This is a genomic window from Arthrobacter caoxuetaonis, from assembly GCF_023921125.1.
In the GTDB taxonomy this organism is placed as follows: domain Bacteria; phylum Actinomycetota; class Actinomycetes; order Actinomycetales; family Micrococcaceae; genus Arthrobacter_B; species Arthrobacter_B caoxuetaonis.
In genome coordinates this window covers 188,645-213,963 of the sequence record NZ_CP099466.1, presented here as the reverse complement: position 1 = coordinate 213,963, position 25,319 = coordinate 188,645, and the positions used below count along the sequence as shown (strand labels likewise).

Sequence of the window (25,319 nt, the reverse complement as noted above, 5' to 3'; positions counted from 1 at the left end):
GAGCGTGTACGCATGAGCCTTATAGTGCAGAAATTCGGCGGTTCCTCCGTATCGGACGCCGAAGGCATTAAGCGCGTCGCCAAACGGGTGGTCGACACCCAAAAGGCCGGGAACGACGTCGTCGTTGTGGTCTCCGCGATGGGCGACTCCACCGATGAACTGCTGGACCTTGCCGGCCAGATCACCGTCGGGACGTACCCGCGGGAAATGGACATGCTGCTCAGCTCCGGAGAACGCATCTCCATGGCGCTGCTGGCAATGGCCATCAACGAACTCGGCGCGTCTGCACAGTCCTTCACCGGCAGCCAGGCCGGCATGATCACCGACGCGATCCACGGCAAGGCCCGGATCATCGATGTCTCCCCGCACCGGATCAAGACCGCCATTGAGAAGGGCGACGTCGCGATCGTCGCGGGCTTCCAGGGCATGAGCCGTGACAGCCAGGACATCACCACCCTGGGCCGCGGCGGTTCCGACACCACCGCCGTCGCCCTGGCCGCCGCACTGGATGCCGACGTCTGCGAAATCTACACCGACGTCGACGGTGTCTACACCGCTGATCCGCGCGTGGCCCCCACGGCCCAGAAGATCGACAAGATCTCCAGCGAGGAAATGCTGGAGATGGCTGCCTCCGGCGCGAAGATCCTGCACCTGCGCTGCGTGGAGTACGCCCGGCGCTTCGGGGTGCCGCTGCACGTTCGCTCCTCCTTTAGCCAGCATGAGGGAACCTGGGTCCTGCCCAGCCCCGATGACAAGATCAAGATTCAAGAGGGAGAACCCTTGGAACAGCCCATCATTTCCGGCGTTGCGCACGATCGTTCCGAAGCCAAGCTCACGGTGGTCGGCGTCCCCGACATTCCCGGCAAGGCCGCGGAAATTTTCGGCGTCGTCGCCGGCGCGAACACCAACATCGACATGATCGTGCAGAACGTCTCCACCAAGGGCTCGGGCAAGACGGATATTTCCTTCACCCTGCCGATCGTGGACGGCCAGGCTGCCATGGCTGCGCTGAATGCCGCCAAGGCTGAGGTGGGCTTTGACAGCATCGATTATGACGAGCAGATCGGCAAGCTCTCCCTGATCGGCGCCGGCATGCGCTCCAACCCGGGCGTTTCGCACCGCTTCTTCGAGGCACTGCACCTGGCCGGGGTGAACATCGACATGATCTCCACCTCGGAAATCCGCATCTCCGTGGTTACCAACGCTGCCCTGCTCGACGACGCTGTCCGCGCGGTCCACGCAGCATTCGGACTCGACGGCGAAGCCGAAGCAACCGTTTACGGCGGCACCGGGCGCTAACAGCACGCAGCTTTTCCCAAGGACGACCGGGCAACCGGGCGTCCTTGGCTGCTTAAAGGCAGCTTAAAGGCAGCGCCTAGTACATATCCTCTGTGAACTTAGGGGCGTGGAAGTAGTCCTGGTACACCACCGGTTCAGCAGGCTCGCGGTGGGGCTTGCCGTTCAGGAATTCGCGGTCCACCCCGTAGTGGTGGCCAGCGTCGTCTGTTTCGACGACGATCTCTGGCAGGTCCGCTTCCGCAGGCCGGGGAATCTCGTCCTCGGGCAGTCGCGGTTCGCCGCTGCTGCCAGGATCCGGAACATTTGCTGCCATCGGAACCCCTCCTTCAAGGGCCGGATTGGGGTTCCTTAAGGATAGGTTTCCGGCTTCGGAAGAAACCGGTCCTGCATAAAAAAGCTGTGTCAGTCCTGCTTGCGCGGCAGGATGTAGCTGCTGCCGTCGGCCCGTGTGACGGTTTCCCATTTGGCCTTTTCCTCGGCCTGCTGGGCGGCGAGCAGCTGCTTGTTCTCCTCGGTCATGTCATGGGTCAGCGAGGACGACTGGGCCGGACCGAAAAACATCCGTGCCTTGCCCGTTGCGCGCATGAACTTTGCGGTGAAGCTTTCCCTGGCTGCCACTCTGACGTCCCTTCCGAGGTGTATCTGTGATTCATAGTACGCTAATCATTAGTGCACTAAGTATTTGTTGAGCCGCTGGGACCGGCGCTCAGGGAAGAAGGACCTCAATGGACACCGGCACCGCAGACGACGATCTGCTGCTCGAACACCAACTCTGCTTCGCCCTGTCCGTCGCCTCGCGCTCCGTCGTCGGGGCCTACCGGCCCGTGCTCGACGAGCTCGGCATCACCCACCCGCAGTACCTGGTCCTGCTGGCCCTCTGGGAAGAATCCCCGCGCACGGTCCGCAACCTCGGGGACACCCTGCTGATGGAACCGGCCACCCTGTCCCCCATGCTCAAGCGGCTGGAGAGTGCGGGCCTGGTGGAGCGCAACCGCGCCCCTGGAAACGACCGCGCCCTCGCCGTGAACCTGACCGGCAAAGGGCAGGCGCTTCGCCAGCAGGCCACGCAGATTCCGGCCACCATGCTGGAGCGGCTGCAGCTGACCCGGGAGGAAGTCCATCAGCTGAACACCACCATGCGCCGGCTCATTCAGGCGACCCAGCTTCCGGATCACCATACCGGACAGTGAATGTGCAAGTTGGCGGGTCGAAGGAGCACAATAGTGCGTAAAGAATAACGAACCGGTAACGATCAGCATGTGGTATGTAAGCCGGCTTATATACCAAACCGCAAAACGAATCGAACTACTCTTCTTCGCGTCCCGAATAAAGCACCCGATGGGCGGGCCGGATGTCCGCCCCAAGGAGAAGATTCCCGTGGCAACACCGCCTTCATCACGGCACCAAGCGCCCTCGGCGCAACCCTCCGGCAGCGGGGCAGCCGGACCCCCGAACGGTCCCGGGACCAGGGGGGAAACATCGCTGAAGGCCTCAATAAGCCAGCGCGCTGCCCGTGCCCTGCGCAGGGATAAGAAGGAATACCCGCACGACACGCATCCCGGACTGGTTCCGGGCATCGCCGTCGACGAGCAGCGCGTGCGCTACGGAACCGATCCCCTGGTTTTCGGCGTTGCTGCCGTGCTCATTCTGGGCTTCGTCGCCTGGGGCGTGTTCTCTACGGAATCGCTGAAGTCGATCTCCGATGTGGCCCTGGGCTGGGTTGTGACGAACACCGGCTGGCTCTTCAGCTCACTTATCGCCGTGATCCTGGTCTTCATGCTTTTCGTCGGCTTCAGCCGCTACGGCAAGATTCCCCTCGGTGTTGACGGCGAAAAGCCGGAGTATTCAACCTTCTCCTGGGTCGCCATGATGTTCTCCGCCGGAATCGGCATCGGCTTGTTCTTCTTCGGACCGTACGAGCCGCTGACCTACTTCATGACACCAAACCCCGGTGAGGCAGCCGCTGAAACGACGGTGGCGCTGCACAAGGCCATGGCACAGTCCTACTTCCACTGGGGCCTTAATGCCTGGGCCATTTACGCCCTGGTCGGCGCCGCTGTTGCTTACGGCTCCTTCCGGCGCGGCCGCGTTCCCCTCATGAGTGCCATTTTCACCCCGCTGCTCGGACGCCGGAAGACCGAAGGTGTCGCCGGACGCCTGATCGACATGTTCGCAATCGTCGCAACCCTCTTCGGCACGGCGGCGTCACTCGGTATCGGCGCCCTGCAGATTGGCCGCGGCGTGGAGATTATCAGCGGCATCGGTAAGCTTCCCAACGCCGTCCTGATCGGCATCATCGCCATAATGACGGCAGCGTTCATCGCCTCGGCCGTCTCCGGAATCGGCAAGGGCATCCGCTGGCTTTCCAACATCAACATTTCCCTTGCCCTTGTCCTGGTGGCCTTCATCTTCCTGACCGGGCCGACACTGTTCCTGCTCAACCTCATTCCCTCTTCCCTGGCCGAATACCTGTCCGATCTCCTGCACCTGATGAGCAAGGGCCCGTCCTGGGGTGCCGAAGCAGCGGACTTCTCAGCCAACTGGACGGTCTTCTACTGGGCCTGGTGGATTTCCTGGTCCCCGTTCGTCGGCATCTTCCTGGCACGGATCTCCCGCGGCCGGACACTGCGTGAATACGTACAGTACGTGCTCGTGGTGCCCACCCTGGTCTCTGTCATCGCGTTCGGCGTCTTCGGCGGAACGGCTATCTGGATGCGCATGCAGGGCATGGATATCTCTGCCGACAGCGCTCCGGAAGCCCTCTTCTTCCAGGTCCTGGACGGCCTGCCGCTGAGTACCATCACACCGATCCTGGCGATGTTCTGCATCGCCATCTTCTTCATTACCTCGGCTGACTCCGCTTCCCTGGTCATGGGCAGCCTGTCGCAGCGGGGCAAACCGGACCCTGACCGGAAAGTCACTGTCTTCTGGGGCCTGGCCATGATGGGTATTGCCGTGGTCATGCTGCTGGTGGGAGGAAACCAGGCCCTGTCCGGCCTGCAGAACCTGATCATCGTCTCGGCCCTGCCGTTCGCCGTGATCCTGCTGCTGATGATGGTCGCCCTCATCCGGGACCTGCAGACCGACCCGATGATTATCCGCCGGGAGTATGCAACGGCCGCCTTGGAGAATGCAGTCCGCGCGGGCATCGACGAGCACGGCGACGACTTCGCCTTCACGGTGGAGAAGACAGCCCATGGGCAGGGTGCCGGGGCCGACTTCGATTCCCATGACCGCACCGTCACGGAGTGGTACCAGCGCACCGACGAAGACGGAAAGCCCGTGGAGTACGACTACGAGTCGGGGGAATATGCCGACGGCTGGACGTCCGAGGACGACTCCGCAGCCGCCGCGGAATCAGCAGCGGAGTCAGGCGCCGGCAACGCGGACTCCGACCAGGACGGTGGCAGCGGGGCGGCCGGGGATCACCGTTCTGCCCCCGTCGGCTAGGACCCAGGGCAGCACGGCGGGATAATGGGGCCGTGAGCCTCCCTTATTCCGCCGTGCTGACCGAGGACCAGTGGCTTCCCCGGCAGGCCGCCTACCAGGAACGGGTCCGCCCGTTCACTGACGGCTTCCTGTCCCGCCGCTCCGCCGGCCGGAAACATCCGGTAGAGGATTTCCTCTTCACCTACTACTCCCAGAAACCCGGCCAGCTGCTGCGCTGGCACCCGGGCGCCGGCGTCGTCCTGGCAGGAGCGGCCGCAGCCGAACGCACTGACTGGAAGTTTTACCGGCAGCTGGACGCGGCAGGACTGCATGCAGCAGGGCTTGACGCCGGGACAGTCGCCGTCGCCGTCGACCTCCCCGCTTTCGCTTCCGCCCGCGGGCCCGCGCTGGAATTCACGCAGATGCTGCTTTCCCGGACCGCCGGGCGCAAAGCGTCGCTGGGCTGTTTCGGCATGCACGAGTGGGCCATGGCCTACAAGTCGGAGGTCAACGGTATCCGGCACGAATACCTGGGACTGCGGCTGGGCGCCGGGGGCACGGACCGGCTCGTGGAGCAAAGCCGGATCCGCTGCACCCACTTCGATGCGTTCCGCTTCTACGCCCCCCAGGCGGTGGGGCTGAACGAACTCAGGCCCACCCGGGAAAACCAGCGCGACCTGGAGCAGCCGGGTTGCCTGCACGCTAATATGGACCTCTATAAATGGGCCTACAAGCTGGTACCGGTGCTCCCCGGGGAACTGGTGATGGACTGCTTCGAGCTCGCCTGGCGCATCCGCGAGATGGACATGCGCGCTTCCCCGTACGACCTGCAGGACTGGGGATATGACCCAATCCCGGTGGAAACACCTGCCGGGCGCGCGGAGTATGCGGCCGCGCAACGTGCCTTTAGCGAAGAATCGCAGCAGCTGCGGGCCCGCATCCTGGACCTGCTGGCACCCCTTCAGGAGCAGCTGTGCACCCAGAACCAACCGGCGGCCCAGGCCCAGGCTGCCGTGGAGAGCGGCGCGGGGTCCTGACGGGCCGTCCGCACTTCAAGCCAAGGATTGGCTAGGCTGGACCGCATCCAACGTGGGAGGTCTCACCATGCAGTTCCCGTTCCGCCCTGTCCGCACTGCCGTGCTCCTGGCTGCCGCAGGCCTTGCCCTGGCCGGATGCACCGACTCCTCCCCGTACTCGGCGCCGACGCCTGAGTCCCCTGCTCCCTCGGCCTCCTCACCTGATGCTTCGTCGCCCGATGCTTCGCCTTCGCCGTCCACCGCGACGGGCAGCGCGGCCACCACCTCCCTGACCGTGGAGCTGATGGCTGACGGGGAAGCGGTCACGGACACCTGGACACTGCAGTGCGAGGGCACCACGCCCGTGGGCCAGTCAGGCGCGCCGGATCCCGAGGCAGCGTGCGTTGCACTGGCGGAGGGCGGGCCCGGGCTGATGGCTGAATCCGGCGCCAACGTCTCCTGCACCATGCAGTGGGGCGGACCGCAGCGGGCCACAGTAACGGGAACGGTGGAAGGAGAAACCGTCGACGCCGAGTTCGCGTTGACGGACGGCTGCCAGATCAGCCGTTGGGAAGCCCTGGCCGCCCTGCTCGGTCCGGCGACGGCGGCACAGTAGCCGTCCCGACGGACGCGGGGACGCCCGCGGCATTCTCCCGCTTGCGGCGCACGTAAACCTGCTTGCGCACCCGGGCCACGACGTCGCCGTCGGCATCCTTGATGTCCACACTGAACCATTCCAGGACCTTGGAGCCGTCCTTGGCGGCCGCGCGGATCCGCTCGATGTCCTGCGCGCTGATGCTGAACCGTGCGTAGACCTCGCCTTTGCCCGGCTTGATGAACTCCACCTCTGCGGCACGGTCCCAGATGACGTGGTCCGTGCCCAGATGGCGCAGCAGCAGCATCATCCAGAACGGATCCGTCATGGCAAAGAGGCTGCCGCCGAACGCTACGCCGGCAACGTTCTTGTTCCACCAGTGCTGGCGCAGCCTGACTGTGGCCGACATAAAGTCCGCGGGCAGTTCGGTGATGTGGATTCCGGAGAAGGCGAAGGGCGGCCAGATGTTCATGGACCTGCGGACTACCGAGGGTTTGGCGGCAACGAGTTTCACCGGATCACCCTAACCGAAGGTGACGTGCGCCATTACTTCCGTGACTCCGGATGCATGTTCTATTATTGAATCAGCTTGCTTACTATCCACGTACGGACAGCGTCCCTCCAGGGGCGCGCCGGGCTTTACCGGAGGAACCAGATTGTCGATTGAAGCAACACCCGAAGAACCACAGCTGTCCGCAGCCGAGACGGCAGCTCCCGCGGAGTACGTCCCTTGGTGCTCCTACTGCGGCACCGATGAATACCTGATCATCGAATCAGTCGAGCCCTCAAAGGCCGCGAACTCGGCCGAGTTCCTGGAAATCAGCTACACCTGCGCCGAATGTGACCGCTTCTACGGGCACCCCGTCCGGCATTCTCCGGTCTGGGCGCGTAACGCCGTCAGCGAACCCGCGGAGACCGAGTACCTGCACTGCGGGGAACCCATGCAGCCCAAGGACAACCGCACGGTCTCGCTCTTTGAGCCGCTGAGCACGGAGCCGGAGGCCGCCACGGCGGACGTTGTCCTGGAGACCAGCATCCTGCGCTGCTCCTGCGGTTTCCAGATCGAACTTCCCGCGTAGCCCTGCCCCCTGCCGGGTTCCACCCACCCATATCGAGATAGCAGAAAGTGCTCGTTTCAGCTCTGTAACGGGCACTTTCTGCTATCTCGCGGTGCAGCCGTAGAATGAAGGAGCAAGCTCGCGGAGCGCTGAATCAGCGTGAGACGGCACGGTCCGCGGCCACCCCTTTCACTCACAGGAGTTACCGGATGCCCCGGATCGTTGTTGACGTCATGCCCAAGCCTGAGATCCTGGATCCGCAGGGCAAAGCCATTGCCGGCGCACTCCCCCGACTCGGCCTGACCGGCTTTACCGGCGTCCGCCAGGGCAAGCGCTTCGAACTTACGGTGGACGGCGACGTCACCCCCGAGATCCTCGAACAGGCCCGCACCGCCGCCGCCACGCTGCTCTCCAACCCCGTAATCGAAGACGTCACCCGCGTCGAAGTTATTTCGGAGGCTTAACCTTGAGCACCCCCCTGATCGGCGACTACTCCGCCGCCGAAGAAGACGCTGCCCTGCGCGCAGTGCGCGTCGGCGTCATCACCTTCCCCGGAACCCTGGATGACCGCGACGCCGCCCGCGCCGTGCGCCTGGCCGGCGGCACCGCCGTCGAGCTCTGGCACGGCGAAGCCAACCTGCACGACGTCGACGCCGTCATCATCCCCGGCGGTTTCTCCTACGGCGACTACCTGCGCGCCGGGGCTATCTCCCGCTTCGCGCCGCTGATGGAAAAGGTCGTGGATGCATCCAAGGGCGGCATGCCCGTCCTCGGCATCTGCAACGGTTTCCAGGTCCTCACCGAGGCGCACCTGCTGCCCGGATCGATGATCAAGAACGACCACCTCAAGTTCATGTGCCGCGACCAGCTGCTGCGCGTGGAGAACAACACCACCGCGTGGACCTCCGGCTACGGCCAGGGCGAAGGCATGGTCATTCCACTGAAGAACCAGGACGGCCAGTACGTCGCCGACGAAAAGACCCTGGATGAGCTCGAGGGCGAAGGCCGGGTGGTGTTCCGCTACGACGGCTTCAACCCCAACGGCTCACGCCGCGACATCGCCGGCATCACCAACGCCGCCGGCAACGTCGTCGGCCTGATGCCGCACCCCGAACACGCTGTGGAAGCCGGCTTCGGTCCGGATTCCTCCGCCCGCGGGGATGTCGCCCTGGGCGGCGGCACCGACGGAATCGGCATTTTCACCTCAGTACTCACCTCGCTCGTTGCCGGAGGCAAATAATGACCGCGTCTGCCAACTCCACTGCCGAGCAGAAGAAATTCAACATCGACACCGTCGAGCACGCGGCGTCCACCCCGGACACCCCGCTGCCCTGGGCTGAACTGGGCCTGAAGGAAGACGAATTCAACCGCGTCGTCGAGATCCTGGGCCGCCGCCCCACCGCGGCCGAGCTGGCGATGTACTCGGTCATGTGGTCCGAGCACTGCTCCTACAAGTCTTCCAAGGTGCATCTGAAGCAGTTCGGCGACAAGGTCACCGAGAAGATGAAGGAACACCTGCTCGTCGGCATCGGCGAGAACGCCGGCGTCGTTGACATCGGTGAAGGCTGGGCAGTGACCTTCAAGGTCGAGTCCCACAACCACCCGTCCTTCGTGGAGCCCTACCAGGGCGCCGCGACCGGCGTCGGCGGCATTGTCCGCGACATCATCTCCATGGGTGCCCGCCCGGTTGCCGTGATGGATCCGCTGCGCTTCGGTGCGATCGACCACCCGGACACCGCCCGCCTGGTGCACGGCATCGTCTCCGGAATCGGCGGCTACGGCAACTCGCTGGGCCTGCCCAACATCGGCGGCGAAGTCGTCTTCGACTCCGTCTACCAGGGCAACCCGCTGGTCAACGCACTCGCTGTGGGCGTCATGCGCCACGAGGACATCCGCCTGGCCAACGCCTCCGGCGCCGGCAACAAGGTGGTCCTGTTCGGTGCGCGCACCGGCGGCGACGGCATTGGCGGCGCCTCCGTGCTGGCCTCCGAATCCTTCGACGACGCCAAGCCCTCCAAGCGCCCCGCGGTTCAGGTGGGCGACCCGTTCGCGGAAAAGGTGCTCATCGAGTGCTGCCTGGAACTGTTCAAGGCCTCCGTGGTCGAGGGCATCCAGGACCTCGGTGCGGCCGGCATCTCCTGCGCGACGTCGGAGCTGGCCTCCAACGGCGACGGCGGCATGCACGTTGAACTCACCAAGGTCCTGCTGCGTGATCCGACCCTGACCCCGGGCGAAATCCTGATGTCCGAGTCGCAGGAACGCATGATGGCCGTCGTGACGCCGGAGAACGTTGAAGCGTTCGAAGCGATCATGGACAAGTGGAACGTCGAGTACTCCTGGCTCGGCGAGGTCACCGGCACCGGCCGCCTGATCATCGACTGGGACGGCGAGACGATCGTCGACGTCGACCCGCGCACCGTCGCCCACGAAGGCCCGGTCTACAACCGTCCGTTCCACCGCCCCGAGTGGCTGGACGGCGTGCAGGCTGATTCTTTCAAGGCGGAGGACCGCCCGTTCGGCGGCGAAGCCGTGAAGCAGGCCGTGCTGGAGCTGATGGCTTCCCCGAACATGTGCGACAAGTCCTGGGTCACCGACCAGTACGACCGCTATGTGCAGGGCAACACCGCCCTGGCCATGCCCGACGACGCCGGTGTGATCCGCGTCGACGAGGAAACCGGCCTGGGCGTGGCCATCTCCACGGACGCCAACGGCCGCTACACCTACCTGAACCCGTACGAGGGCGCCAAGCTGGCTCTCGCCGAGTCCTACCGCAACGTCGCCACCTCCGGCGCACGTCCGATGGCGGTCACCGACTGCCTGAACTTCGGTTCCCCCGAGGATCCCGAGGTCATGTGGCAGTTCGCCGAGGCCGTCCGCGGCCTGGCCGACGGCTGCCAGGAGCTTGGCGTGCCCGTCACCGGCGGCAACGTCTCGCTCTACAACCAGACCGGCGGCGTCGCCATCCACCCGACCCCCGTGGTCGGCGTGCTGGGCGTGTTCGACGACGTTGCCCGCCGCACGCCGTCGGGCTGGCGCGAAGACGGACAGGCCATCTACCTGATGGGCGTCACCCGCGATGAGCTGGACGGCTCCGAGTTCGCGAACCTGCGCGGCCACCTGGGCGGCCAGCCGCCTAAGGTGGACCTGCAGGCCGAGAAACTGCTCGGCGACCTGCTGATCAACGCTTCCCGCGACGGCATGATCGACTCCGCGCACGACCTCTCGGAAGGCGGCCTCGCGGCCGCGCTGTCCGAGATGGCGCTGCGCTTCGGCGTCGGCGCCCGGATCGGGCTGGACGAGGTTGCCGAGCGCGATGGCGTGGACCTGTTCACGCTGCTGTTCTCCGAGTCCCAGGCCCGCGCGGTCGTCTCCGTGGCTCGCAGCGAAGAGGTCCGGTTCAAGGACATGTGCACCGCCCGCGGCTTCGCACACTCCCGCATCGGCGTGGTGGATACCGAGATCGGCGCGCTGGACTTCCAGGGCCACTTTGTCCTGCCGCTGGATGAGCTGCGCGCCGCGCACGAGGGGACCCTGCCGAAGTACTTCGGCTAACCCTCCCCTCCTCCTCCGGGATCCCATCGAGAGGCCAGTTACGGCTCGTTTGAAGCGTCATACGAGCCGTAACTGGCCTCTCGTTCTTGGTTGGGGGGTCAGGCGGCAGGGGGGTCAGGCGGCAGGTCGTCCTGCGCGCCAGCCGGCAGTCCATAACGCCGCACGGACCTTCTCGACTGCCGGCTTGGCGTCATTGGCCAGGTGCCGCCGGGAGACCCGCACTTCTACCCAGCCGAGGGCGCGGGTGCGCTCATCGCGGCTGATGTCCCGCGCCACCTGCTCCGGGTCCGAGTGACCGGACCCCTCATATTCAACGGCCACCCGGTACTTCCGGTAGCCCAGGTCCGGCTCGTGGTGCAGGACGCCGTCGTCGTCGACAATTGGCGCGTTGACTTCCGGTTCCGGCAGGCCGGCTTCACCCAGCGCCAGCCGCAGCAGGGTCTCGGGCGGCGAATCTGCACCCACCCGGCTCAGCCGCAGTGCCTCACGTGCGGTCCGGACACCGCGCTGGCCGGGGTGCCGCCCGAGGATCGCGTCAAGGGATTCCTGGGTCGAGTACGGCTCCGATCGGCCTTCGAAGGCTTCCCGCGGACGACGAATTAGGTGGTCCGCCACTACCGTCAGGTCGTGGACATTCAGGATATTCGCCAGGTCCAGCCAGGTCCGTTCCCGCGAGGTGAGGACCAGTCCGTGCAACGTCGTCACCTCGCCAGCCTGCAACCGGGCCCGGTGACCGACGACGCCGGCCCTCCGCGGACGAGCGAGCCCGGCCGGTCGGGTGATGTGCAGGTCTGCTGCATCGGCGAAGCGCAACGGAAGCGGAAATCCCCAGGCTTCGGCCGCCGTCATGTGCGAAGCAACTGAGAACGAGGTGACCCGGGTGTACGCCGCAATGCGTTCCGGTGCCGTCAATTCACGGTGCGCCTGGTCCAGGTTATCCACTGCCCGGATAGCCCGGCTGATCCGCCGAATACGGACATGCCTTAACCGCTCCCTGCTCACTCCGAGGGCATCCGAGTCGTAGACAGTGAAGAACCGCGGGCCCAGCGCGTCTGGTAATTCCTTGGGGGTTCTCATGACCAGCATTATGGTTCGCCGGCCAAAACCACGGATCTGATTATCCACACCCCATCGAGAGGCCAGTTACGGCTCGTATGAGCGTCCATAAGAGCCGTAAGTGGCCTCTCGATGGGGGACAATATCTTCCGTGACCACACTTTCGCATGAGCAGACGCCGGCCAGCAGCCTTCTCACTGAGCGGCTCGAACTGGCTGAGATGACGGCGGCGGAAGTTGATGCCCTCATCGTCGGCGTCCGCTGCGCTGACTGGGCAGAGGACTTCCCCCAAGGCGTCGATGAAGACGCTGCCCAGCAGTACTTCCAGTCCGGCCTGCTGGACCCCCGGGCCGGCACGTTCGGCGCGCGGATGATACGCGAGCGCGACGGCACCGTGATTGGCACCATTGGATTCCTGGGTCCGCCAGTCGACGGCGCCGTGGAAATGAGCTACAACGTTGCCCCCTCCCGGCAGGGGCACGGCTACGCCACCGAAGCAGTGATCGCGCTCAGCCGGTTCGCCCTGGCCCAGCCCGGAGTCGAATGCGTCACCGCGTACACGGACGAGACCAACGAGGCATCCATATCACTGCTCCTGACAACCGGCTTTATGCCGGTGGAGTCTTCCGGCCCGGAGCTCGCCTTTGTGCTGCACAGTGAGGCCCAGCTGCCCGACGACGAAGACTGAGCGCCGGCGGGATTTGGTGGCTGGTGGCCTCACTCAGAGGGCCGTCAACTTTGTCCGCGGGCTCTTCGTTCCCCCGCGGTGAGGCTACTTCTCCCCCAGTGCAAGCCGCCGGGCAGCCCGGAAATACCGCCGGGTGATCAGCTCCTGCGTGCGCCGGTTGAGTGGACCGCCGACGGCGATGAGCAGGTTCGCGGGGCGGCTGAACGCTGCGACCCGGAAGAACAGTTGCCCGTCTTCGCTGAGCTCGGCGTAAAACCCTTCCTCCCCGGCCTCCGGGTGTCCGCGCAGCGTCCCGTAGCCGAATCCTGCCCGCTGGCCGGGCACCGGGCGGCCGCTGCCGTCGATCACCGGCTCAGTGCTCCAGAGAACGCGGCACGGCGCGTGCCAGCGCAGCGGTCCGATGCCCACCCCGGAGGACATTTCGAGTCCCGGCCGGGCCCGGGGCGTGCCGGCATCCACCCACAGGCCGCTGCCGCGGTGCAGGGCCCAGCCCAGCAGACCATCCGCCAAGCGCAGGAATCCCAGTGCCGGATCCGGCACGGACACGCGTTCTTCGCGCAGCACTAGACGGTACCGCGGAGGCCAGCCGCCCTCCAGCGCCACCGGATACGGGCGCTCGGTAAGGCCGGGATCCGGGTAGGTCAGTTTTCGCTGCGTCATGACTCGGCCAGGCCCTTCCACGCCAGGGCTTCCCGATCCCGGCGCGGCAAGGACGCCACCACCAGGTCATAGGAGTCCTCGACGAGGTTCATCACCAGCTCGTCCTCAAGATTGCCGGTCAGGTCCAGCTGGTTCCAGTGGGTTTTGTTCATGTGCCAGGCTCCGCTGATCTCCGGGTGGGCGGCCCTGAGCTGAAGCGCCAGTTCCGGTTCGCATTTGAGGCTGATCATCAGGGGCTCGGAAGCGAGCGCGGTCAGCGCGAACATCTTGGCAGGCCTCCCGGCCCCGCCGGCACGAACCTTGAACACTGAAGATTCCGGCCCAAAGGGAAAGTCCTCATAAGCCCCGGTGAGGGACAGGCAGTACTTCCTCAGCGCTGCGGCATCCATGGATCGACCTTAGCCCGCAGTAGGCCGAACACACCACAGATGGCAGGATGGAAGGAATTAGTAAGCACACGAAGTTCTGGGCGGCCCCCACTGGCCGCCGCCAACCCTTGGAGGACGTATTGGCCATGGACCGTACACACGGCAGCGGAGGTAAGTTCACCCAGGCCGCAGAACGCGCCGCGGATTCGAAGGGGTTCGAACGGGCCGCACGTGTGGGCTACGTAGCCAGCGGGGTGCTTCACGCCCTGATTGGCATCATTGCGTTCCAGATCGCTTCCGGAGGAGGCGGCAACGCCGATTCCTCCGGCGCCGTCGCCGCCCTGTCCCAGCAGCCCGGCGGCATTTTCCTGATCTGGTTCTGTTTTGTCGGCTGCATTGCGCTGGCACTGTTCCAGGCATCGCGGGCTTTCCTGGACCGCGGAGGCGACAAAAAGGAAGTCTGGAAAAAGCGCGCCACCGACGCCGGAACGGCCATCGCCTACGGCGCCATCGGAGTCACCTTCGGAATCTTCGCCCTGGGCGGCTCGAGCGACAGCGAGCAGAGCCAGGTCACGTGGACCGCACGTCTCCTCAGCCAACCGACAGGCCAGCTGCTCGTCGGTGTGGGCGGAGCCGTGATTGCCGGCATCGGTCTCTACTTCATCTACAAGGGCTTGACGCAGAAGTTCCGGGAGGACCTGGGACCGATCCCCGGGCAGACCTGGCAGCGCACGGCGACTGTCACGGGGATCGGCGGTTACACCGCCAAGGGCATCTCGCTCCTCATCCTGGGCGGCCTGGTGATAGCGGCAGCAGTAACTGCGGACCCGGAAAAATCCACCGGGCTCGACGGCGCCCTCCGCACCCTGAACGAAGCACCGCTGGGCTGGCTGGCGTTGGGCGCCGTCGGCGTGGGACTGATCTTCTACGGCTTGTACATGGGACTCATCCGGGCACGCTTCGGGAAGCTCTAGGCCTCCCACCAGGAGCTGAGGTCCTCCAGCGGATCAGCGTCCCACGGGGTGGGCAGCACGCCGTCCATGTAGCCCGCGAACCATTCCCGGACTTCCGGCGACTGGTAGGCCTCCTGCAGGGCCTTGGCCTTCTCGGTCTCCGCGAACTCCGCGGTGCCGGCCACCACGCAGCGGAACGGAATCTGGTCTGCTTCCTTCTCGAAGGCCAGCGCGTCATCCGGGGAAAGGCCGATTTCCGCGGCCAGCCGCACGAACAGCACTCCGGCGTCCACATCCGGCAGCGTTTTGGAGAGGGACTGCTGGTCCACCTCCACGAACTCGAAGTTCTTCGGGTTGGCCGTAATGGTTTCCTGCGAGGTGTGGATAACGCCCACTCCCTCCTTGAGTTCCAGCAGTCCAGCGTCGCGCAGCAGCACCAGCCCGCGTCCGTTGTTGGCGGGGTCCACCGGCAGGGCGATGCGCGCGCCGTCGGGCAGGTCCTGCAGGCTGGAGTAACGCTTGGACCAGATCCCCGCCGGTGACCCGTAAACATAGAACAGCGGCTGCACCTCGAGCTTCTGATCCACGTTGAACTGCTGCAGGTAGGCGCCGTGCTGGAAGTAGTTGGCATCGAACTCGCCGTTGGAAACCGCCAGGTTCGGCTGGATGATGTCCGTGACGTAGGTTGCCTCCAGCGTCCAGCCCTTGGCCTTGAGCAGTTCGGCGGCGATCTTGGTGGGCTCCTGGTACGGAGCGGATTCGGTGGCGATAATCTTGATGGTTTTGTCCCCTGAGGCTGCTGCGCCGCCGGTGAGGCCGCAGCCGGTGGCGGCGGTCAGTGAAGCTGCGCCGGCACCGGCGAGGGCAAGCTTGAGGAAGTTCCTGCGTTCCATGGGATGGTCCTTTAAAGGTCGGTGAAGAAAGAGGTTGGGTTAGCGGTACGCGGAGGGAACCGGTTCGGTCCCGTTGAGGAAGTACCGGCCGAGTTCGTTGTATTTGTAGGCCACCGGGTCATGCAGGGTGTGGGTGCGGACGTCGCGCCAGTACCTGTCGAACCCGTATTTGCTCCCGGCGGCGCGGGCACCGGTGACGTCGAAGATCCGCGCCGTGACGTCCAGGGACACCTCGTGTGCGGTGATCTTCGCGGCTGCAATCTGCTCCGCCACCCCCGCCCGCTCCGCGGCAGTCAGCGTCTCTCCGGCATCGAAGGCCCATTGCAAGGCGGTGGTGGCCTGCTCGACGACGGCGGCAAGCGCCTGGAGTTTCGCAGCGAAGGACCCGTAGTGGTTCTGGATAAACGGATCGTCCGACGCCGTTTCCACCTCCGCGTGGAACCACGGCCTGGCGGTGGACAGCGTGTAGTCCCGGGCAGTGAGCACCGCGCCTTCCGCGGCCGCCAGATAGGCGTGCGCAAAGAGCAGCTGGAACGCGGGGGTGGTGAGCACCTGGTGCGGTTCCCGCTCGCCGTCGTGCGCTCCCAGGTTGGTGATCACGGCTGCGTCCGGCACAGACACGTCCCGGAACTCGATGGTGTTGGTGGCGGTCAGCCGGGAGCCCAGCACGTCCCAGTCGTCGTGGCGGAGAACCCCGTCGGAGGCGGTGTCGATCACCAGCGCCAGCCGGTCCCCGCCGTCGAGCACTGCCCGCGCGTAGATCTTCTCCGCAACCCGGCTGCCCGTGGCAAAGGGTTTCCGGCCGGTGACCAGGTAACCTCCGTCAGTGCGCCGGGCGGTGGCCTGCGGTCCCTGGGGCGTCCCTGTGGAGGACCAGAGCCACTGGTGGTCCAGGCACTCGTCCGCCAGGGCCTGGCCGCGGGATTCGTCCAGGTCAATGAACGGGAAGGCCTGGAAAATGTAGTGGTAGCCCAGCAGCTGACCGATCGAGTTATCCGCGCGGGCCACCCGCTGCACAATTTCGAAGGCGGTGCTCCAGCCGATTCCCGTACCGCCGAAGCGGGCCGGAATGGTCAGCGGAAGCAGCCCGGACCGGCGCAGGATTTCAACTTCCGTGAACGGCGGCTTGTTGGCGGCGTCGCGTTCCAGCGCGTCAACGCCGAGGATCGCGGCAACCTCGTCTGCGACGGCGAACCAGCGCGCCGCGTCCGGGGCGGGGCTGTAACCGTAGCGGGTGAGCAGGCTGGCGGTCATTGGGTAACTCCTGAAGCTGAAAGGGTGTTTTCGGACGTGAAGGCGCCGCGGAACTGAGCGGCCCGGTGCCGCTCGTTGAGGAGCGGGCCGGCTCCGAAGAGCTTTTCGCGCAAGGTGCCGGGGGCGTATTCGCTTTGGGCCAGGCCGCGGCGGCGCAGTTCGGGCAGTACCCCCTCGATGAAGTCCGTGTAGGAGCCGGGCAGGATGCCGTTGATGATGTTGATACCGTCCACGCCGGCATCCTGCCAGCGTTCAAGCTCGTCGGCGATCTGTTCCGGGGTGCCGGTGACCTGCTGGGCTTCGGTGCGGTAGCGCGCCACGTCGGCCAGGGTGGGGTTGCCGCCGGGTGTGGAGTCGATGATGGCCTGCAGCACGCCGCGGCCGCCTTCGGTCTGCACGTCACCAAGCGGGGTGTCCAGGTCTAGCCCGCCGAGGTCGATGCCGAGGCCCCCGCCGATGTGCGCGATTACGGCATCGAGGTCCAGGTATTCGTCCAGTTCGGCCTTCTTGCGCTGCGCTTCGGCTTCGGTTCCGCCCACTACGAAGGACAGCCCGGTGAAGACTTTGATGTCATCTGGAAGCCGCCCGGCCTCGGCGGCGCGGGCACGGACCCCGGCGGCAACCTTCGCGGCGTGGGCGTGGTTGGGTGCGAAGATGAACGTGGCTTCGGCGTTGGCGGCCGCGAACTGCTGCCCGCGGCCGGAGCTGCCGGCTTGGAACAGCACCGGTGTGCGCTGCGGGGAGGGCGAGCTCAGGTGCGGTCCGTCGATCGAGTACCGCTCGCCGCGGTGATGGATCTTGTGGACCTTGTCCGGGTCGGCGTGGACGCCGCTGGCTTTGTCCTGGACCAGCGCGCCGTCGTCCCAGGATCCTTCCCAGAGCTTGTAGACCGCGTCGGTGTATTCATCCGCCCAGTCATAGCGGCGGTCGTGCCCGGTCAGCCCGTCACCGTCGAAGTTGCGGTGCGCGTTGTCCAGGACGGAGGTGACGATGTTCCAGCCGGCACGGCCGCCGGAGAGGTGGTCCAGCGTGGACATCTGCCGGGCGAACTGGAACGGATGGCTTTGTACAACGGACGACGTCGCGGCCAGCCCAATGTTCCGGGTGGCACCTGCCAGCGCGGCGAGGAGCAGGACCGGATCGTTGGCCGGCACCTGCAGCCCGCGGCGCACATGGGAGGCCCAGCCGCCGTCGTGGTTTCCGTACAGGCCCACCACATCGGCGAAGAAGAGGGCGTCGAACTTGGCGTCTTCGAGCTGGCGGGCCAGGTCCGTCCAGAACCCCAGTTCGTTGAAGCGGTGCTGTCCGGCGTCAGGGTGGCGCCACTGGCCGCCGCGGATGTGGCTGGTGGTGTTCATCAGGAAGGCGTTCAGCAGCAGGCGCGGCCGGGGCCCGGAAAAACGGGTACTCGGAGTGCTCACGGTGGTTCCGTTCTGTAGAAGTCGGTTGGAGGAGAAGCTAGAGGCGCTTGTCAGCGCGGCGGGAGAACCAGGAGCCGCCCAGCTGCACGGCCTGGACCAGCAGGACCATCAGCACAATCGCGGTGAACATCAGCCCGGTTTCGTAGCGGTAGTAGCCGTACCGGATGGCGAAGTCGCCGATTCCGCCGCCGCCCACCAGGCCGGCCATGGCGGAGTAGGAGATGAAGCTGACGGTCATGATGGTGACGGAGCTGATCAGGGCCGGACGCGCTTCGACCAGCAGGACATCGCGGACGATCTGCCCGCGGGTGGCTCCCATGGACCGGGCGGCCTCCACCACGCCGCCGCCGAGAGCGGTGATGTTCTGTTCCACGAACCGGGCGAAGTAGGGGATGGCGTTGATGGTCAGCGGCACGATTACCGCCGCGGTGCCGATGGTGGTGCCCACCACGAACCGGGTGAACGGAATGATGGCGATCAGCAGGATCAGGAACGGAAAGGACCGGACCAGGTTGACCAGTGAATCCAGCACCCGGTGAAGCCGGGGTTTGTGGACCAGTCCGTCCGGTCCCAGGGCGAAGAGCAGGACTCCCAGCGGGGTTCCGATCAGAACTGCCAGCGGAATGGCGACGACGAGCATGGTTCCGGTCTGGCCCAGTGCCGCGAGCAGTTCGGGCCAGACTTCGGCAATGCGCTCAAGCAACGCGGGCTCCTTCCCGGCGGGCAGCCCGGTCCAGGGTGATCTCGTCGGAGATCAGGTACCGTCCGATCGAGGTGGCCGGGGTGAACCCGGGCCGGACGAGCTCCGTGAGCGCAAACTGTTCCACGACCCGTCCCTCCTCCATGACGGCCACGTTGTCCGCAATGGCCTTGATGACGTTCATTTCGTGCGTCACCACCACGATCGTGATGCCGAACCGCGCGTTGACGTCGGAAAGGTACTGCAGCACGGACGCGGTGGTGCGGGGGTCGACGGCGGAGGTCGGCTCATCGCACAGCAGCACCTTGGGCCGGGTGGCCAGGGCCCGGGCGATGGCAACCCGCTGCTTCTGCCCGCCGGAGAGCTTGGCCGGGTAGGTTCCTGCCTTCTCCGAGAGGTCGACGACGGCGAGCGCCTCCAGTGCGCGGCGCCGGCGCTCGGCAGCGTTCTTCACTCCCGCGAATTTCAGCGAGAGCTCCACGTTCTGCGCGGCCGTGCGGTTGTTCAGCAGGTTGAAGTGCTGGAAGATCATCCCGATCTCATGCCGTGCTGCGCGCAGCTCGGCATCCGCCAGGCCGGTCAGGTCCGTTCCGTCGACCAGGACCCGGCCCGAGGTGGGACGTTCCAGGAGGTTGATGTTGCGCAGCAGCGTGGATTTGCCCGCACCGGAAAACCCGATGATGCCCTGGATGCTGCCTTTGGGGATGTCCAGGGACACGTTGTCCACGGCGGTGAAACTGGATCCGCCGGTGTCAAAAACGGTCGAAACATTCTCGATCCGGATCATGCTCTCCTCCTTCAGGTTGTGAAGGCGCGCGCCGCGGAGTCCACAGCTTCAGCGCGCCGGAGCACGTTTGAAGGGGACCAAAAGATAGCGGGTGCTTCTCCATCGGTCCTGGCGGTAGCACCCCTCTGCTCCGAATGAATTACGGAAGGGGTTGCTGCGGCGTCACGGAGCCAGGTCTCTCAGCCGCTCTGGATGGTTACGGGTTCATGCTGACCGCTGGCGGGAGCCCGCGCAATGTTGTGACCGCACATGACGCAGTGCGTCCGTGCGTGACGTGCATCACCTGGGTCACCAAGAGTTTTCCGTCTACGGCGCGGGATCTCAGCGAGACGGAGTTCCTCCGCTGGTATTGGCTGAAGGAGGAATTGCAGGGCTTCGCCCGGGCAAACGGCCTCAGCGCTGCCGGCTCAAAGGCCACTGTCAGCTCACGCGTCGCGGCTTGCCTGGCCGGACGGCCCCGGACCGAAGCGCCCGCCCGCCCACCGCGCCGGCCTGCGCCGCTGGTCCCGCCGCTGACGATTCATACGGTGGTTCCTGCCGGGCATCCGTGCAGCCAGGTGCTCCGGGAGTTCTTCGTCAATGCGCTGGGACCCGGTTTCCGGTTTGATGCGCCCATGCGGGCGTTCTTCGCCGGCAATGACGGCACTGCGACGCTCGCCGCGGCACTGGATCACTGGCATGCCACCCGGTCAGGGGATGCCCGGCCAATCGGGCCGCAGTTTGAGCTCAACCGGTTCTCCCGGGACTGGCACGCCTCCCACCCCGGCGGCACCCGGGACCAGATGCTCACGGCGTGGAAAACCCACCGTTCACTGCCGGTGGACCTGCGCCCGGCCGGTCCGGCGGGGCCTTAGAGCCCGAAGCGTCCCGCTTCAATGACGGGGCAGGTATCCATGACGACGTCGAGCCCCGCTTCGGCGGCGCGCTGGGCGGCCGCCTCATCCACGACGCCGAGCTGCAGCCAGACGGCCTTGGCACCGATATCGATGGCCTGGTCCACAATGTCCCCCACCCGGGCCGAATTCACGAAACAGTCGACGACGTCGATCTGGCCCGGGATCTCGGCCAGCCTGGTGTAGCCCTTATTGCCGAAGACGTCGTCGCCCGCCAGGTTCACCGGGACGATCTCCATCCCCAGCGAGTCCTGGACAAATCTGGAGACGCCGACTGCCGGACGCAGCGGATTGTTCGAGAGACCTACCACTGCCCAGCGTCCCTTGGATGAGAGCAGGCGGGATATAACCTCGGGATCATTGCGGTGTGCCATTCTGGCCCTCCCTCCGGTTGGAACTCAACGGGTCTACAGCGTACGCGCCGTCCTGCGACGGGTCGATCAGGCGTCCGCGGCCTTTATTCCAGGAAGTCGTTGACCGCCTCGGCAAGCACTGCATCGTCCAGTCCGTGCCAGGATCCCTCGAGCAACTGGAAAGAACCCTCCGGGAGGATTTCGGCCGTCTCGCGGGCCCAGCCCTGCAGCCGGGCATCGCTGCCGCTGCTGGCCAGCACCAGGACCGGAACATGAATGCCGGTGAGGGATTGGATGTCGGTTTCCAGCATGAGGGTGAGATCGTAGGAGATGGTGTGCGCCGCCGGCTCGAAAGGTGAGGGTTCGGATTGCTCGATGAGTTCCTCCGGAACACCGATGGACTCCTGGAACAGGCGCACGGCTCCCGCCCGGTCCTCGGCGTCGATCAGGGCTTCAAGCTGCGGCCGGATGTCAGGCCCTGCCGCGCCTTCCTGGGAGAGCGGCGGTTCGACGGCAATGACGCTGGAGACAACCGCTGATTCCGAAGCGGCGCGGAGGGCAAGGATCGCTCCCGAGGAGGTTCCCAGCAGGTCCGCCGATCCACCCGCGGCCTGCACGACGGCCAGCAGGTCATCCACCTCGGATTCGGGGGTGTATTCCTCCCCGTCCCCGCTTTCGCCCTTACCCCTGCGGTCATACGTGTAGACGGTGTGGCCCTCTGCCAGCAGTTCGGCAACCCCGGCCAGGCCGGAGGTGGTCCGGTCCATCATGATGGGATCCACCACCACCAGCGGCGGACCCTGGCCGTGACGTTCCCAGGCGATGGGCGTTCCGTCCGCGGACAGTACGCGTCCCGATGCGTCAGCTGCTGGATCCATGGGATTCTCCTTCGCTGGGGCGGGCCGCCGTCGGCCCTGCCTCCACCGTAGGAGCGCGTGCAGGCTGGGTCAATGCTCCTAAAGATACGGTCATCAAGCGCTCGTGCAGGCCTTGAGGTATACACTGTAAACACGCTACGGAAGGGACGGTCGTGCCCCACAAGCAACCGCAACCACTGAACGCCGCCGCCATCACGGAAGCCGGCGTCCGGATTGCCGACGCCGACGGCCTGGACGGCGTCTCGATGCGCCGGGTCGCCGCCGAGTTCGGGGTCTCCGCAATGGCACTTTACCGCCATGTGGCTGACCGGCGGGCCCTGTTGCTGCTCATGGCCGACGCTGCCGCCCGCGACTATGAACTGCTCCCCACCCCGAACGCCGCCTGGCAGGAGATGCTCCAGCACATGGCCGATGCCCAGTGGCGTGCATTCCAGGCACATCCGTGGCTGCTGCGCATCATCCTGACGCCGCGGCGGCTGGTGAACGTGGCAACACCCGAAGAGATCGAGCTGCTGCTCTCCCGGCTGCGGAAGGCAGGACTAACCAGCGAGCAGGGCTTCGATTGCCTGCTGGGCGTTTCTGCCGCCGTCATCGGCACCGCTTCCATTACCGCTGCAGCTCTCACGGGCCCCGAGCGCACCGGAACGGAACGCGACCAGCGCTGGGGTGACGACGCCGTCGCCCCCTACCCGCAGGCCTTGGGTTTCCGGGACCAGGGCATCAGCTACGCCGCGTCGCGCCGCTCCTTGGATTTCCTCGTAGCGAACTTCATCGCCGGGGTTGAACAATCCCTCACCCACCCGCCGGATTCCGAAAGGGCACCGGCATTACGGAAGGAAGACCATGCAACTGCAAAATAAGACCGCGATCATCACGGGCGGCGCCGGAGGGATCGGGCAGGGAATCGTCCGCCGCTTCCTGGCCGAAGGGGCTAAGGTTGCCGTCGTCGACATTGACCAGGCGCAGGGAGACAAGCTCCTGGCTGAACTCGATGGCCAGGGCGACGTTATTTTCATTGCCAAGGACATTTCCAAGGAGGAGAGCACCAAGGAGATCGTGGCGGAGACCGTGGAGCGCTTTGGCGGCCTGGATGTCCTGGTCAACAACGCGCATGCTTCCAAGCAGGCTCCGATTATGGAGACTACGCAGGAGATGTGGGACCTGTCCTTCAATACCGGGACCATGGCCACGTTCCACCTGATGCGCGCTGCCTATCCAGAGCTGAAGAAGACCCGTGGAAGCATCATCAACTTTGCCTCCGGTGCGGGCATGAAGGGCCTTCCCAACCAGGTCACCTACGCCGCCGCGAAGGAAGCCATCCGCGCCATTTCACGCACGGCGGCCAACGAATGGGCCAAGGACGGCATCCGCGTCAACGTGGTCTCCCCGATCGCGCTCACCCCGGGCATCGCCCAGTGGAGCCAGGCGTTCCCGGAGGCCTTCCAGGAAGTGGTGGACGGCATTCCCCTGGGCCGTCTGGGCGATCCGGAGACGGACATCGCTCCGATCGTGGTGTTCCTGGCCAGCGAACAGTCCCAGTACATGACCGGCCAGACGCTGATGGCCGACGGCGGCTCGATCAAGATCTACTAGATCCTGCCGGCAGGAAGCGGCGGCTGCGTGCCGCCGCTTCCTGCTGTCCTGGCTAGAGCTCCGCAGCCACGGCGTTCAGCACCTCGGTGACGTCGGCCTTGCCCTGCCCGTAGTCGAAGATGGTGGTCGGAACGTGGGGTGTACTGGTGGCCACCACCCGTGTGGTTGCAGCGTCCACCGGCTCGAAGGTGAGCACAATGTCTTCGCCGAACGTCTTCCACGTGGTTCCCGCCACCAGCTCTGCCCGCTCCTGCCAGATCCCGGTGAGGGTCATCCGTGGAAGCCTCACCCCGGCCCGTTCGACGGCAGGAGGGAGCGCCGAGACAGGCGCCGCGACCACCATTTCCCCGCGGGCCCGGGCGCGCTTGGAGGTGACGTTCAGACTGAGAGCTTTGGTGTTCCCCGCATTTGTCATGCGCACGAGCCTAACGGAACCCCCGCAGGGCCGGCCTAGCGGCGGACCGCAGGGTCCAGCCGGAACCGCGCGCCGCGGTGGTCCTCCGGAAGCTTGTCACCTGCACCGAAGAGCTTCTGGCGCAGGGTTCCGGGGGCATACTCCGTAGGGTACGCGCCGCGCTTCTGCAGCTCGGGCACCACGAACTCGACGACGTCCTCGAAGGTTCCGGGCGTGACCGCGTAAGCCAGGTTGAAGCCGTCGACGTCGGTCTCCTCGACCCAGCGGATCAGCTCCTCGGCCACCTCCGCACCGGAGCCGACCAGCCGCGGGCCCAGTCCGCCGATCCCGGCGGTCTCGGCGATGTCGCGCACTGTCCAGGGCTCGCCGTCGTCCTTCACTTTCTGGAAGTTCGCAGCCGCCGACTGGATGGCGTTGGATTTCACGGCGCCGAGCGGCTGGTCGAGTTCATAGGTGGAGAGGTCCACACCCATCCAGCCGGACATCAGCGCCAGGGCGCCTTCGTCGCTGGTGTAGCGCTGGTAATCCAGGTGCTTGGCTTCGGCTTCCTCGGAGGTGGCGGCCGTGATGATGGTCAGCAGGGTGTAGATCCGGATCGAGTGCCGGTCCCGGCCGGCGGCTTCCGCAGCGTCGCGGATCTTCGTGACCGTGGTCTTGAGCTTCTCCACCGTGGACGCGCCCACGAACACTGCTTCAGCGTTCTCCGCCGCGAAGCCGATGCCGCGCGGCGATGCGCCTGCCTGGTAGATCACGGGGGTGCGCTGCGGAGACGGTTCCGAGATGTGGATGCCGGGGACCTTGAAGTATTTGCCCTCATGGTTGATGTCATGGACCTTGGACGGATCCGTGAAGACGCCGGTTTCCCTGTCGCGGACGACGGCGTCGTCTTCCCAGGAACCCTCAAGCAGCTTGTAGACGACTTCGAGGTATTCGTCGGCGTGGTTGTAGCGCTCGTCGTGCTCGAGCTGGTCCTCCTGGCCCATGTTGCGGGCGGCCGAAGGCAGGTAGCCGGTAACGACGTTCCAGCCGACGCGCCCGTTGGTGAGGTGGTCCAGCGTGGAGAGCCGGCGGGCGAACGGGTACGGATGCTCATAGGCGGTGCCGGCGGTGACGCCGAAGCCCAGGTTTTCGGTGACCAGGGCCATCGCGGAGACCAGCAGCAGCGGATCATTCACCGGCACCTGCGTGCCCTGGCGGAGGGTGGCTTCGTTGGAGGAACCGTAGACGTCGTAGGTGCCCAGCACGTCGGCAATGAAGATTCCGTCGAAAAGCCCGCGTTCGCAGGTCTTCGCCAGGTGGGTCCAGTAGGAAAGCCTGGTGTAGTCCGCCGACCGGTCTTCGGGGTGGCGCCACAAGCCGGGTGACTGGTGTCCGACGCAGTTCATGTCGAAGGCGTTGAAGCGGATCTGGCGGGGAGCGCTGGTCATCGAAGAATCCTTTCCCAGGCGACGCACCGGG

At 65.7% G+C, this 25,319-nt stretch carries 29 protein-coding genes and 1 riboswitch; of the genes, 14 read left to right on the top strand and 15 right to left on the bottom strand.

Going from position 1 to position 25,319, the window contains the following annotated elements; genetic code table 11:
- Positions 1-12: 12 nt before the first annotated feature.
- On the top strand, positions 13-1,299 hold the full coding sequence (locus tag NF551_RS01105; RefSeq protein ID WP_227896632.1) for an aspartate kinase: 1,287 nt from the start codon (positions 13-15) through the stop codon (positions 1,297-1,299).
- 76 nt (positions 1,300-1,375) lie between these two features.
- On the opposite strand, the gene NF551_RS01100 is transcribed toward NF551_RS01105, so the two are convergent.
- A complete protein-coding gene (locus NF551_RS01100) occupies positions 1,376-1,612 on the bottom strand; it encodes a hypothetical protein (RefSeq protein ID WP_227896631.1) in 237 nt (78 codons plus the stop codon).
- An 89-nt stretch (positions 1,613-1,701) separates the two neighbouring features.
- A complete protein-coding gene (locus NF551_RS01095) occupies positions 1,702-1,917 on the bottom strand; it encodes a hypothetical protein (RefSeq protein ID WP_423722019.1) in 216 nt (71 codons plus the stop codon).
- A gap of 107 nt (positions 1,918-2,024) precedes the next feature.
- Here NF551_RS01095 and NF551_RS01090 point away from each other — a divergent pair, with 107 nt between their 5' ends.
- The 4 genes from NF551_RS01090 to NF551_RS01075 all read left to right on the top strand — a co-directional run bounded on the left by NF551_RS01090 (position 2,025) and on the right by NF551_RS01075 (position 6,360).
- Complete coding sequence (locus NF551_RS01090; protein ID WP_227896630.1) at positions 2,025-2,489, top strand: MarR family winged helix-turn-helix transcriptional regulator; 465 nt, start codon at positions 2,025-2,027, stop codon at positions 2,487-2,489.
- A 187-nt stretch (positions 2,490-2,676) separates the two neighbouring features.
- Entirely contained in the window at positions 2,677-4,749 is a 2,073-nt protein-coding gene (locus NF551_RS01085) for a BCCT family transporter (protein ID WP_227896629.1), read from the top strand.
- A gap of 32 nt (positions 4,750-4,781) precedes the next feature.
- On the top strand, positions 4,782-5,765 hold the full coding sequence (locus NF551_RS01080; RefSeq protein ID WP_227896628.1) for a 3-methyladenine DNA glycosylase: 984 nt from the start codon (positions 4,782-4,784) through the stop codon (positions 5,763-5,765).
- A gap of 67 nt (positions 5,766-5,832) precedes the next feature.
- A complete protein-coding gene (locus tag NF551_RS01075) occupies positions 5,833-6,360 on the top strand; it encodes a serine protease inhibitor (protein WP_227896627.1) in 528 nt (175 codons plus the stop codon).
- On the opposite strand, the gene NF551_RS01070 is transcribed toward NF551_RS01075, so the two are convergent.
- Entirely contained in the window at positions 6,305-6,853 is a 549-nt protein-coding gene (locus NF551_RS01070) for a DUF4442 domain-containing protein (protein ID WP_227896626.1), read from the bottom strand. The genes NF551_RS01075 and NF551_RS01070 overlap by 56 nt on opposite strands.
- Positions 6,854-6,995: 142 nt before the next feature.
- On the opposite strand from NF551_RS01070, the gene NF551_RS01065 reads away from it, so the two are divergent.
- From NF551_RS01065 to purL, 4 genes are all read left to right on the top strand, one after another.
- Complete coding sequence (locus NF551_RS01065; RefSeq protein WP_227896625.1) at positions 6,996-7,418, top strand: hypothetical protein; 423 nt, start codon at positions 6,996-6,998, stop codon at positions 7,416-7,418.
- A gap of 188 nt (positions 7,419-7,606) precedes the next feature.
- On the top strand, positions 7,607-7,861 hold the full coding sequence (purS, locus tag NF551_RS01060) for a phosphoribosylformylglycinamidine synthase subunit PurS (protein ID WP_066300964.1): 255 nt from the start codon (positions 7,607-7,609) through the stop codon (positions 7,859-7,861).
- A 2-nt stretch (positions 7,862-7,863) separates the two neighbouring features.
- Positions 7,864-8,637: a phosphoribosylformylglycinamidine synthase subunit PurQ gene (gene purQ / locus NF551_RS01055; RefSeq protein WP_423722014.1), complete on the top strand. Its 774-nt coding sequence runs from the start codon at positions 7,864-7,866 to the stop codon at positions 8,635-8,637.
- Positions 8,637-10,949 carry a phosphoribosylformylglycinamidine synthase subunit PurL gene (purL, locus tag NF551_RS01050; protein WP_227896624.1) on the top strand — a complete coding sequence of 771 codons (2,313 nt, stop codon included), beginning with the start codon at positions 8,637-8,639 and terminating at the stop codon, positions 10,947-10,949. The genes purQ and purL overlap by 1 nt, the downstream gene beginning before the upstream one ends.
- Before the next feature lie 114 nt (positions 10,950-11,063).
- Here purL and NF551_RS01045 read toward each other — a convergent pair whose 3' ends face one another.
- Entirely contained in the window at positions 11,064-12,026 is a 963-nt protein-coding gene (locus tag NF551_RS01045) for an endonuclease domain-containing protein (protein WP_227896623.1), read from the bottom strand.
- Between the two features lie 130 nt (positions 12,027-12,156).
- Here NF551_RS01045 and NF551_RS01040 point away from each other — a divergent pair, with 130 nt between their 5' ends.
- Positions 12,157-12,693, top strand: a complete 537-nt coding sequence (locus tag NF551_RS01040; RefSeq protein ID WP_227896622.1) for a GNAT family N-acetyltransferase — start codon at positions 12,157-12,159, stop codon at positions 12,691-12,693.
- Positions 12,694-12,777: 84 nt separating this feature from the next.
- On the opposite strand, the gene NF551_RS01035 is transcribed toward NF551_RS01040, so the two are convergent.
- A complete protein-coding gene (locus tag NF551_RS01035; protein WP_227896621.1) occupies positions 12,778-13,353 on the bottom strand; it encodes a DUF1990 domain-containing protein in 576 nt (191 codons plus the stop codon).
- Positions 13,350-13,742: an MmcQ/YjbR family DNA-binding protein gene (locus tag NF551_RS01030; protein WP_227896620.1), complete on the bottom strand. Its 393-nt coding sequence runs from the start codon at positions 13,740-13,742 to the stop codon at positions 13,350-13,352. Before NF551_RS01030 ends, NF551_RS01035 begins: the two co-directional genes overlap by 4 nt.
- A 125-nt stretch (positions 13,743-13,867) precedes the next feature.
- On the opposite strand from NF551_RS01030, the gene NF551_RS01025 reads away from it, so the two are divergent.
- Positions 13,868-14,695, top strand: coding sequence for a DUF1206 domain-containing protein (locus tag NF551_RS01025; RefSeq protein WP_227896619.1), 828 nt, complete (start codon positions 13,868-13,870; stop codon positions 14,693-14,695).
- On the opposite strand, the gene NF551_RS01020 is transcribed toward NF551_RS01025, so the two are convergent.
- From NF551_RS01020 to NF551_RS01000, 5 genes are read right to left on the bottom strand one after another with little or no spacing between them, the layout of a single operon-like run.
- On the bottom strand, positions 14,692-15,567 hold the full coding sequence (locus NF551_RS01020) for a MetQ/NlpA family ABC transporter substrate-binding protein (RefSeq protein ID WP_227896618.1): 876 nt from the start codon (positions 15,565-15,567) through the stop codon (positions 14,692-14,694). The two genes, NF551_RS01025 and NF551_RS01020, sit on opposite strands and share 4 nt — an antisense overlap.
- Before the next feature lie 39 nt (positions 15,568-15,606).
- On the bottom strand, positions 15,607-16,821 hold the full coding sequence (locus NF551_RS01015) for an acyl-CoA dehydrogenase family protein (RefSeq protein ID WP_227896617.1): 1,215 nt from the start codon (positions 16,819-16,821) through the stop codon (positions 15,607-15,609).
- Positions 16,818-18,242, bottom strand: coding sequence for an NtaA/DmoA family FMN-dependent monooxygenase (locus NF551_RS01010; RefSeq protein ID WP_279324715.1), 1,425 nt, complete (start codon positions 18,240-18,242; stop codon positions 16,818-16,820). The genes NF551_RS01015 and NF551_RS01010 overlap by 4 nt, the downstream gene beginning before the upstream one ends.
- A gap of 37 nt (positions 18,243-18,279) precedes the next feature.
- A complete protein-coding gene (locus tag NF551_RS01005; RefSeq protein ID WP_227896616.1) occupies positions 18,280-18,945 on the bottom strand; it encodes a methionine ABC transporter permease in 666 nt (221 codons plus the stop codon).
- Positions 18,938-19,729, bottom strand: a complete 792-nt coding sequence (locus NF551_RS01000; RefSeq protein ID WP_227896615.1) for a methionine ABC transporter ATP-binding protein — start codon at positions 19,727-19,729, stop codon at positions 18,938-18,940. The genes NF551_RS01005 and NF551_RS01000 overlap by 8 nt, the downstream gene beginning before the upstream one ends.
- Before the next feature lie 96 nt (positions 19,730-19,825).
- A riboswitch (SAM riboswitch) is annotated at positions 19,826-19,928 on the bottom strand.
- 40 nt (positions 19,929-19,968) lie between these two features.
- On the opposite strand from NF551_RS01000, the gene NF551_RS00995 reads away from it, so the two are divergent.
- Positions 19,969-20,583, top strand: a complete 615-nt coding sequence (locus NF551_RS00995) for an SAP domain-containing protein (RefSeq protein WP_227896614.1) — start codon at positions 19,969-19,971, stop codon at positions 20,581-20,583.
- On the opposite strand, the gene NF551_RS00990 is transcribed toward NF551_RS00995, so the two are convergent.
- Together NF551_RS00990 and NF551_RS00985 are read right to left on the bottom strand one after the other, a co-directional pair.
- Positions 20,580-20,996, bottom strand: coding sequence for a CoA-binding protein (locus NF551_RS00990; protein WP_227896613.1), 417 nt, complete (start codon positions 20,994-20,996; stop codon positions 20,580-20,582). The two genes, NF551_RS00995 and NF551_RS00990, sit on opposite strands and share 4 nt — an antisense overlap.
- An 83-nt stretch (positions 20,997-21,079) precedes the next feature.
- Positions 21,080-21,853 (bottom strand): alpha/beta fold hydrolase, encoded by a 774-nt coding sequence (locus tag NF551_RS00985; RefSeq protein WP_227896612.1) that lies wholly within the window; start codon positions 21,851-21,853, stop codon positions 21,080-21,082.
- 152 nt (positions 21,854-22,005) lie between these two features.
- On the opposite strand from NF551_RS00985, the gene NF551_RS00980 reads away from it, so the two are divergent.
- Both NF551_RS00980 and NF551_RS00975 read left to right on the top strand, forming a co-directional pair.
- The gene (locus NF551_RS00980; RefSeq protein ID WP_227896611.1) at positions 22,006-22,713 is read left to right on the top strand and encodes a TetR/AcrR family transcriptional regulator; all 708 of its coding nucleotides are present in this window, start codon (positions 22,006-22,008) and stop codon (positions 22,711-22,713) included.
- Positions 22,697-23,446: an SDR family NAD(P)-dependent oxidoreductase gene (locus tag NF551_RS00975; protein ID WP_227896610.1), complete on the top strand. Its 750-nt coding sequence runs from the start codon at positions 22,697-22,699 to the stop codon at positions 23,444-23,446. Before NF551_RS00980 ends, NF551_RS00975 begins: the two co-directional genes overlap by 17 nt.
- A 52-nt stretch (positions 23,447-23,498) precedes the next feature.
- Here NF551_RS00975 and NF551_RS00970 read toward each other — a convergent pair whose 3' ends face one another.
- Both NF551_RS00970 and NF551_RS00965 read right to left on the bottom strand, forming a co-directional pair.
- Complete coding sequence (locus NF551_RS00970) at positions 23,499-23,861, bottom strand: hypothetical protein (RefSeq protein ID WP_227896609.1); 363 nt, start codon at positions 23,859-23,861, stop codon at positions 23,499-23,501.
- 35 nt (positions 23,862-23,896) lie between these two features.
- Positions 23,897-25,288: an LLM class flavin-dependent oxidoreductase gene (locus NF551_RS00965; RefSeq protein ID WP_227896608.1), complete on the bottom strand. Its 1,392-nt coding sequence runs from the start codon at positions 25,286-25,288 to the stop codon at positions 23,897-23,899.
- Positions 25,289-25,319: the final 31 nt, after the last annotated feature.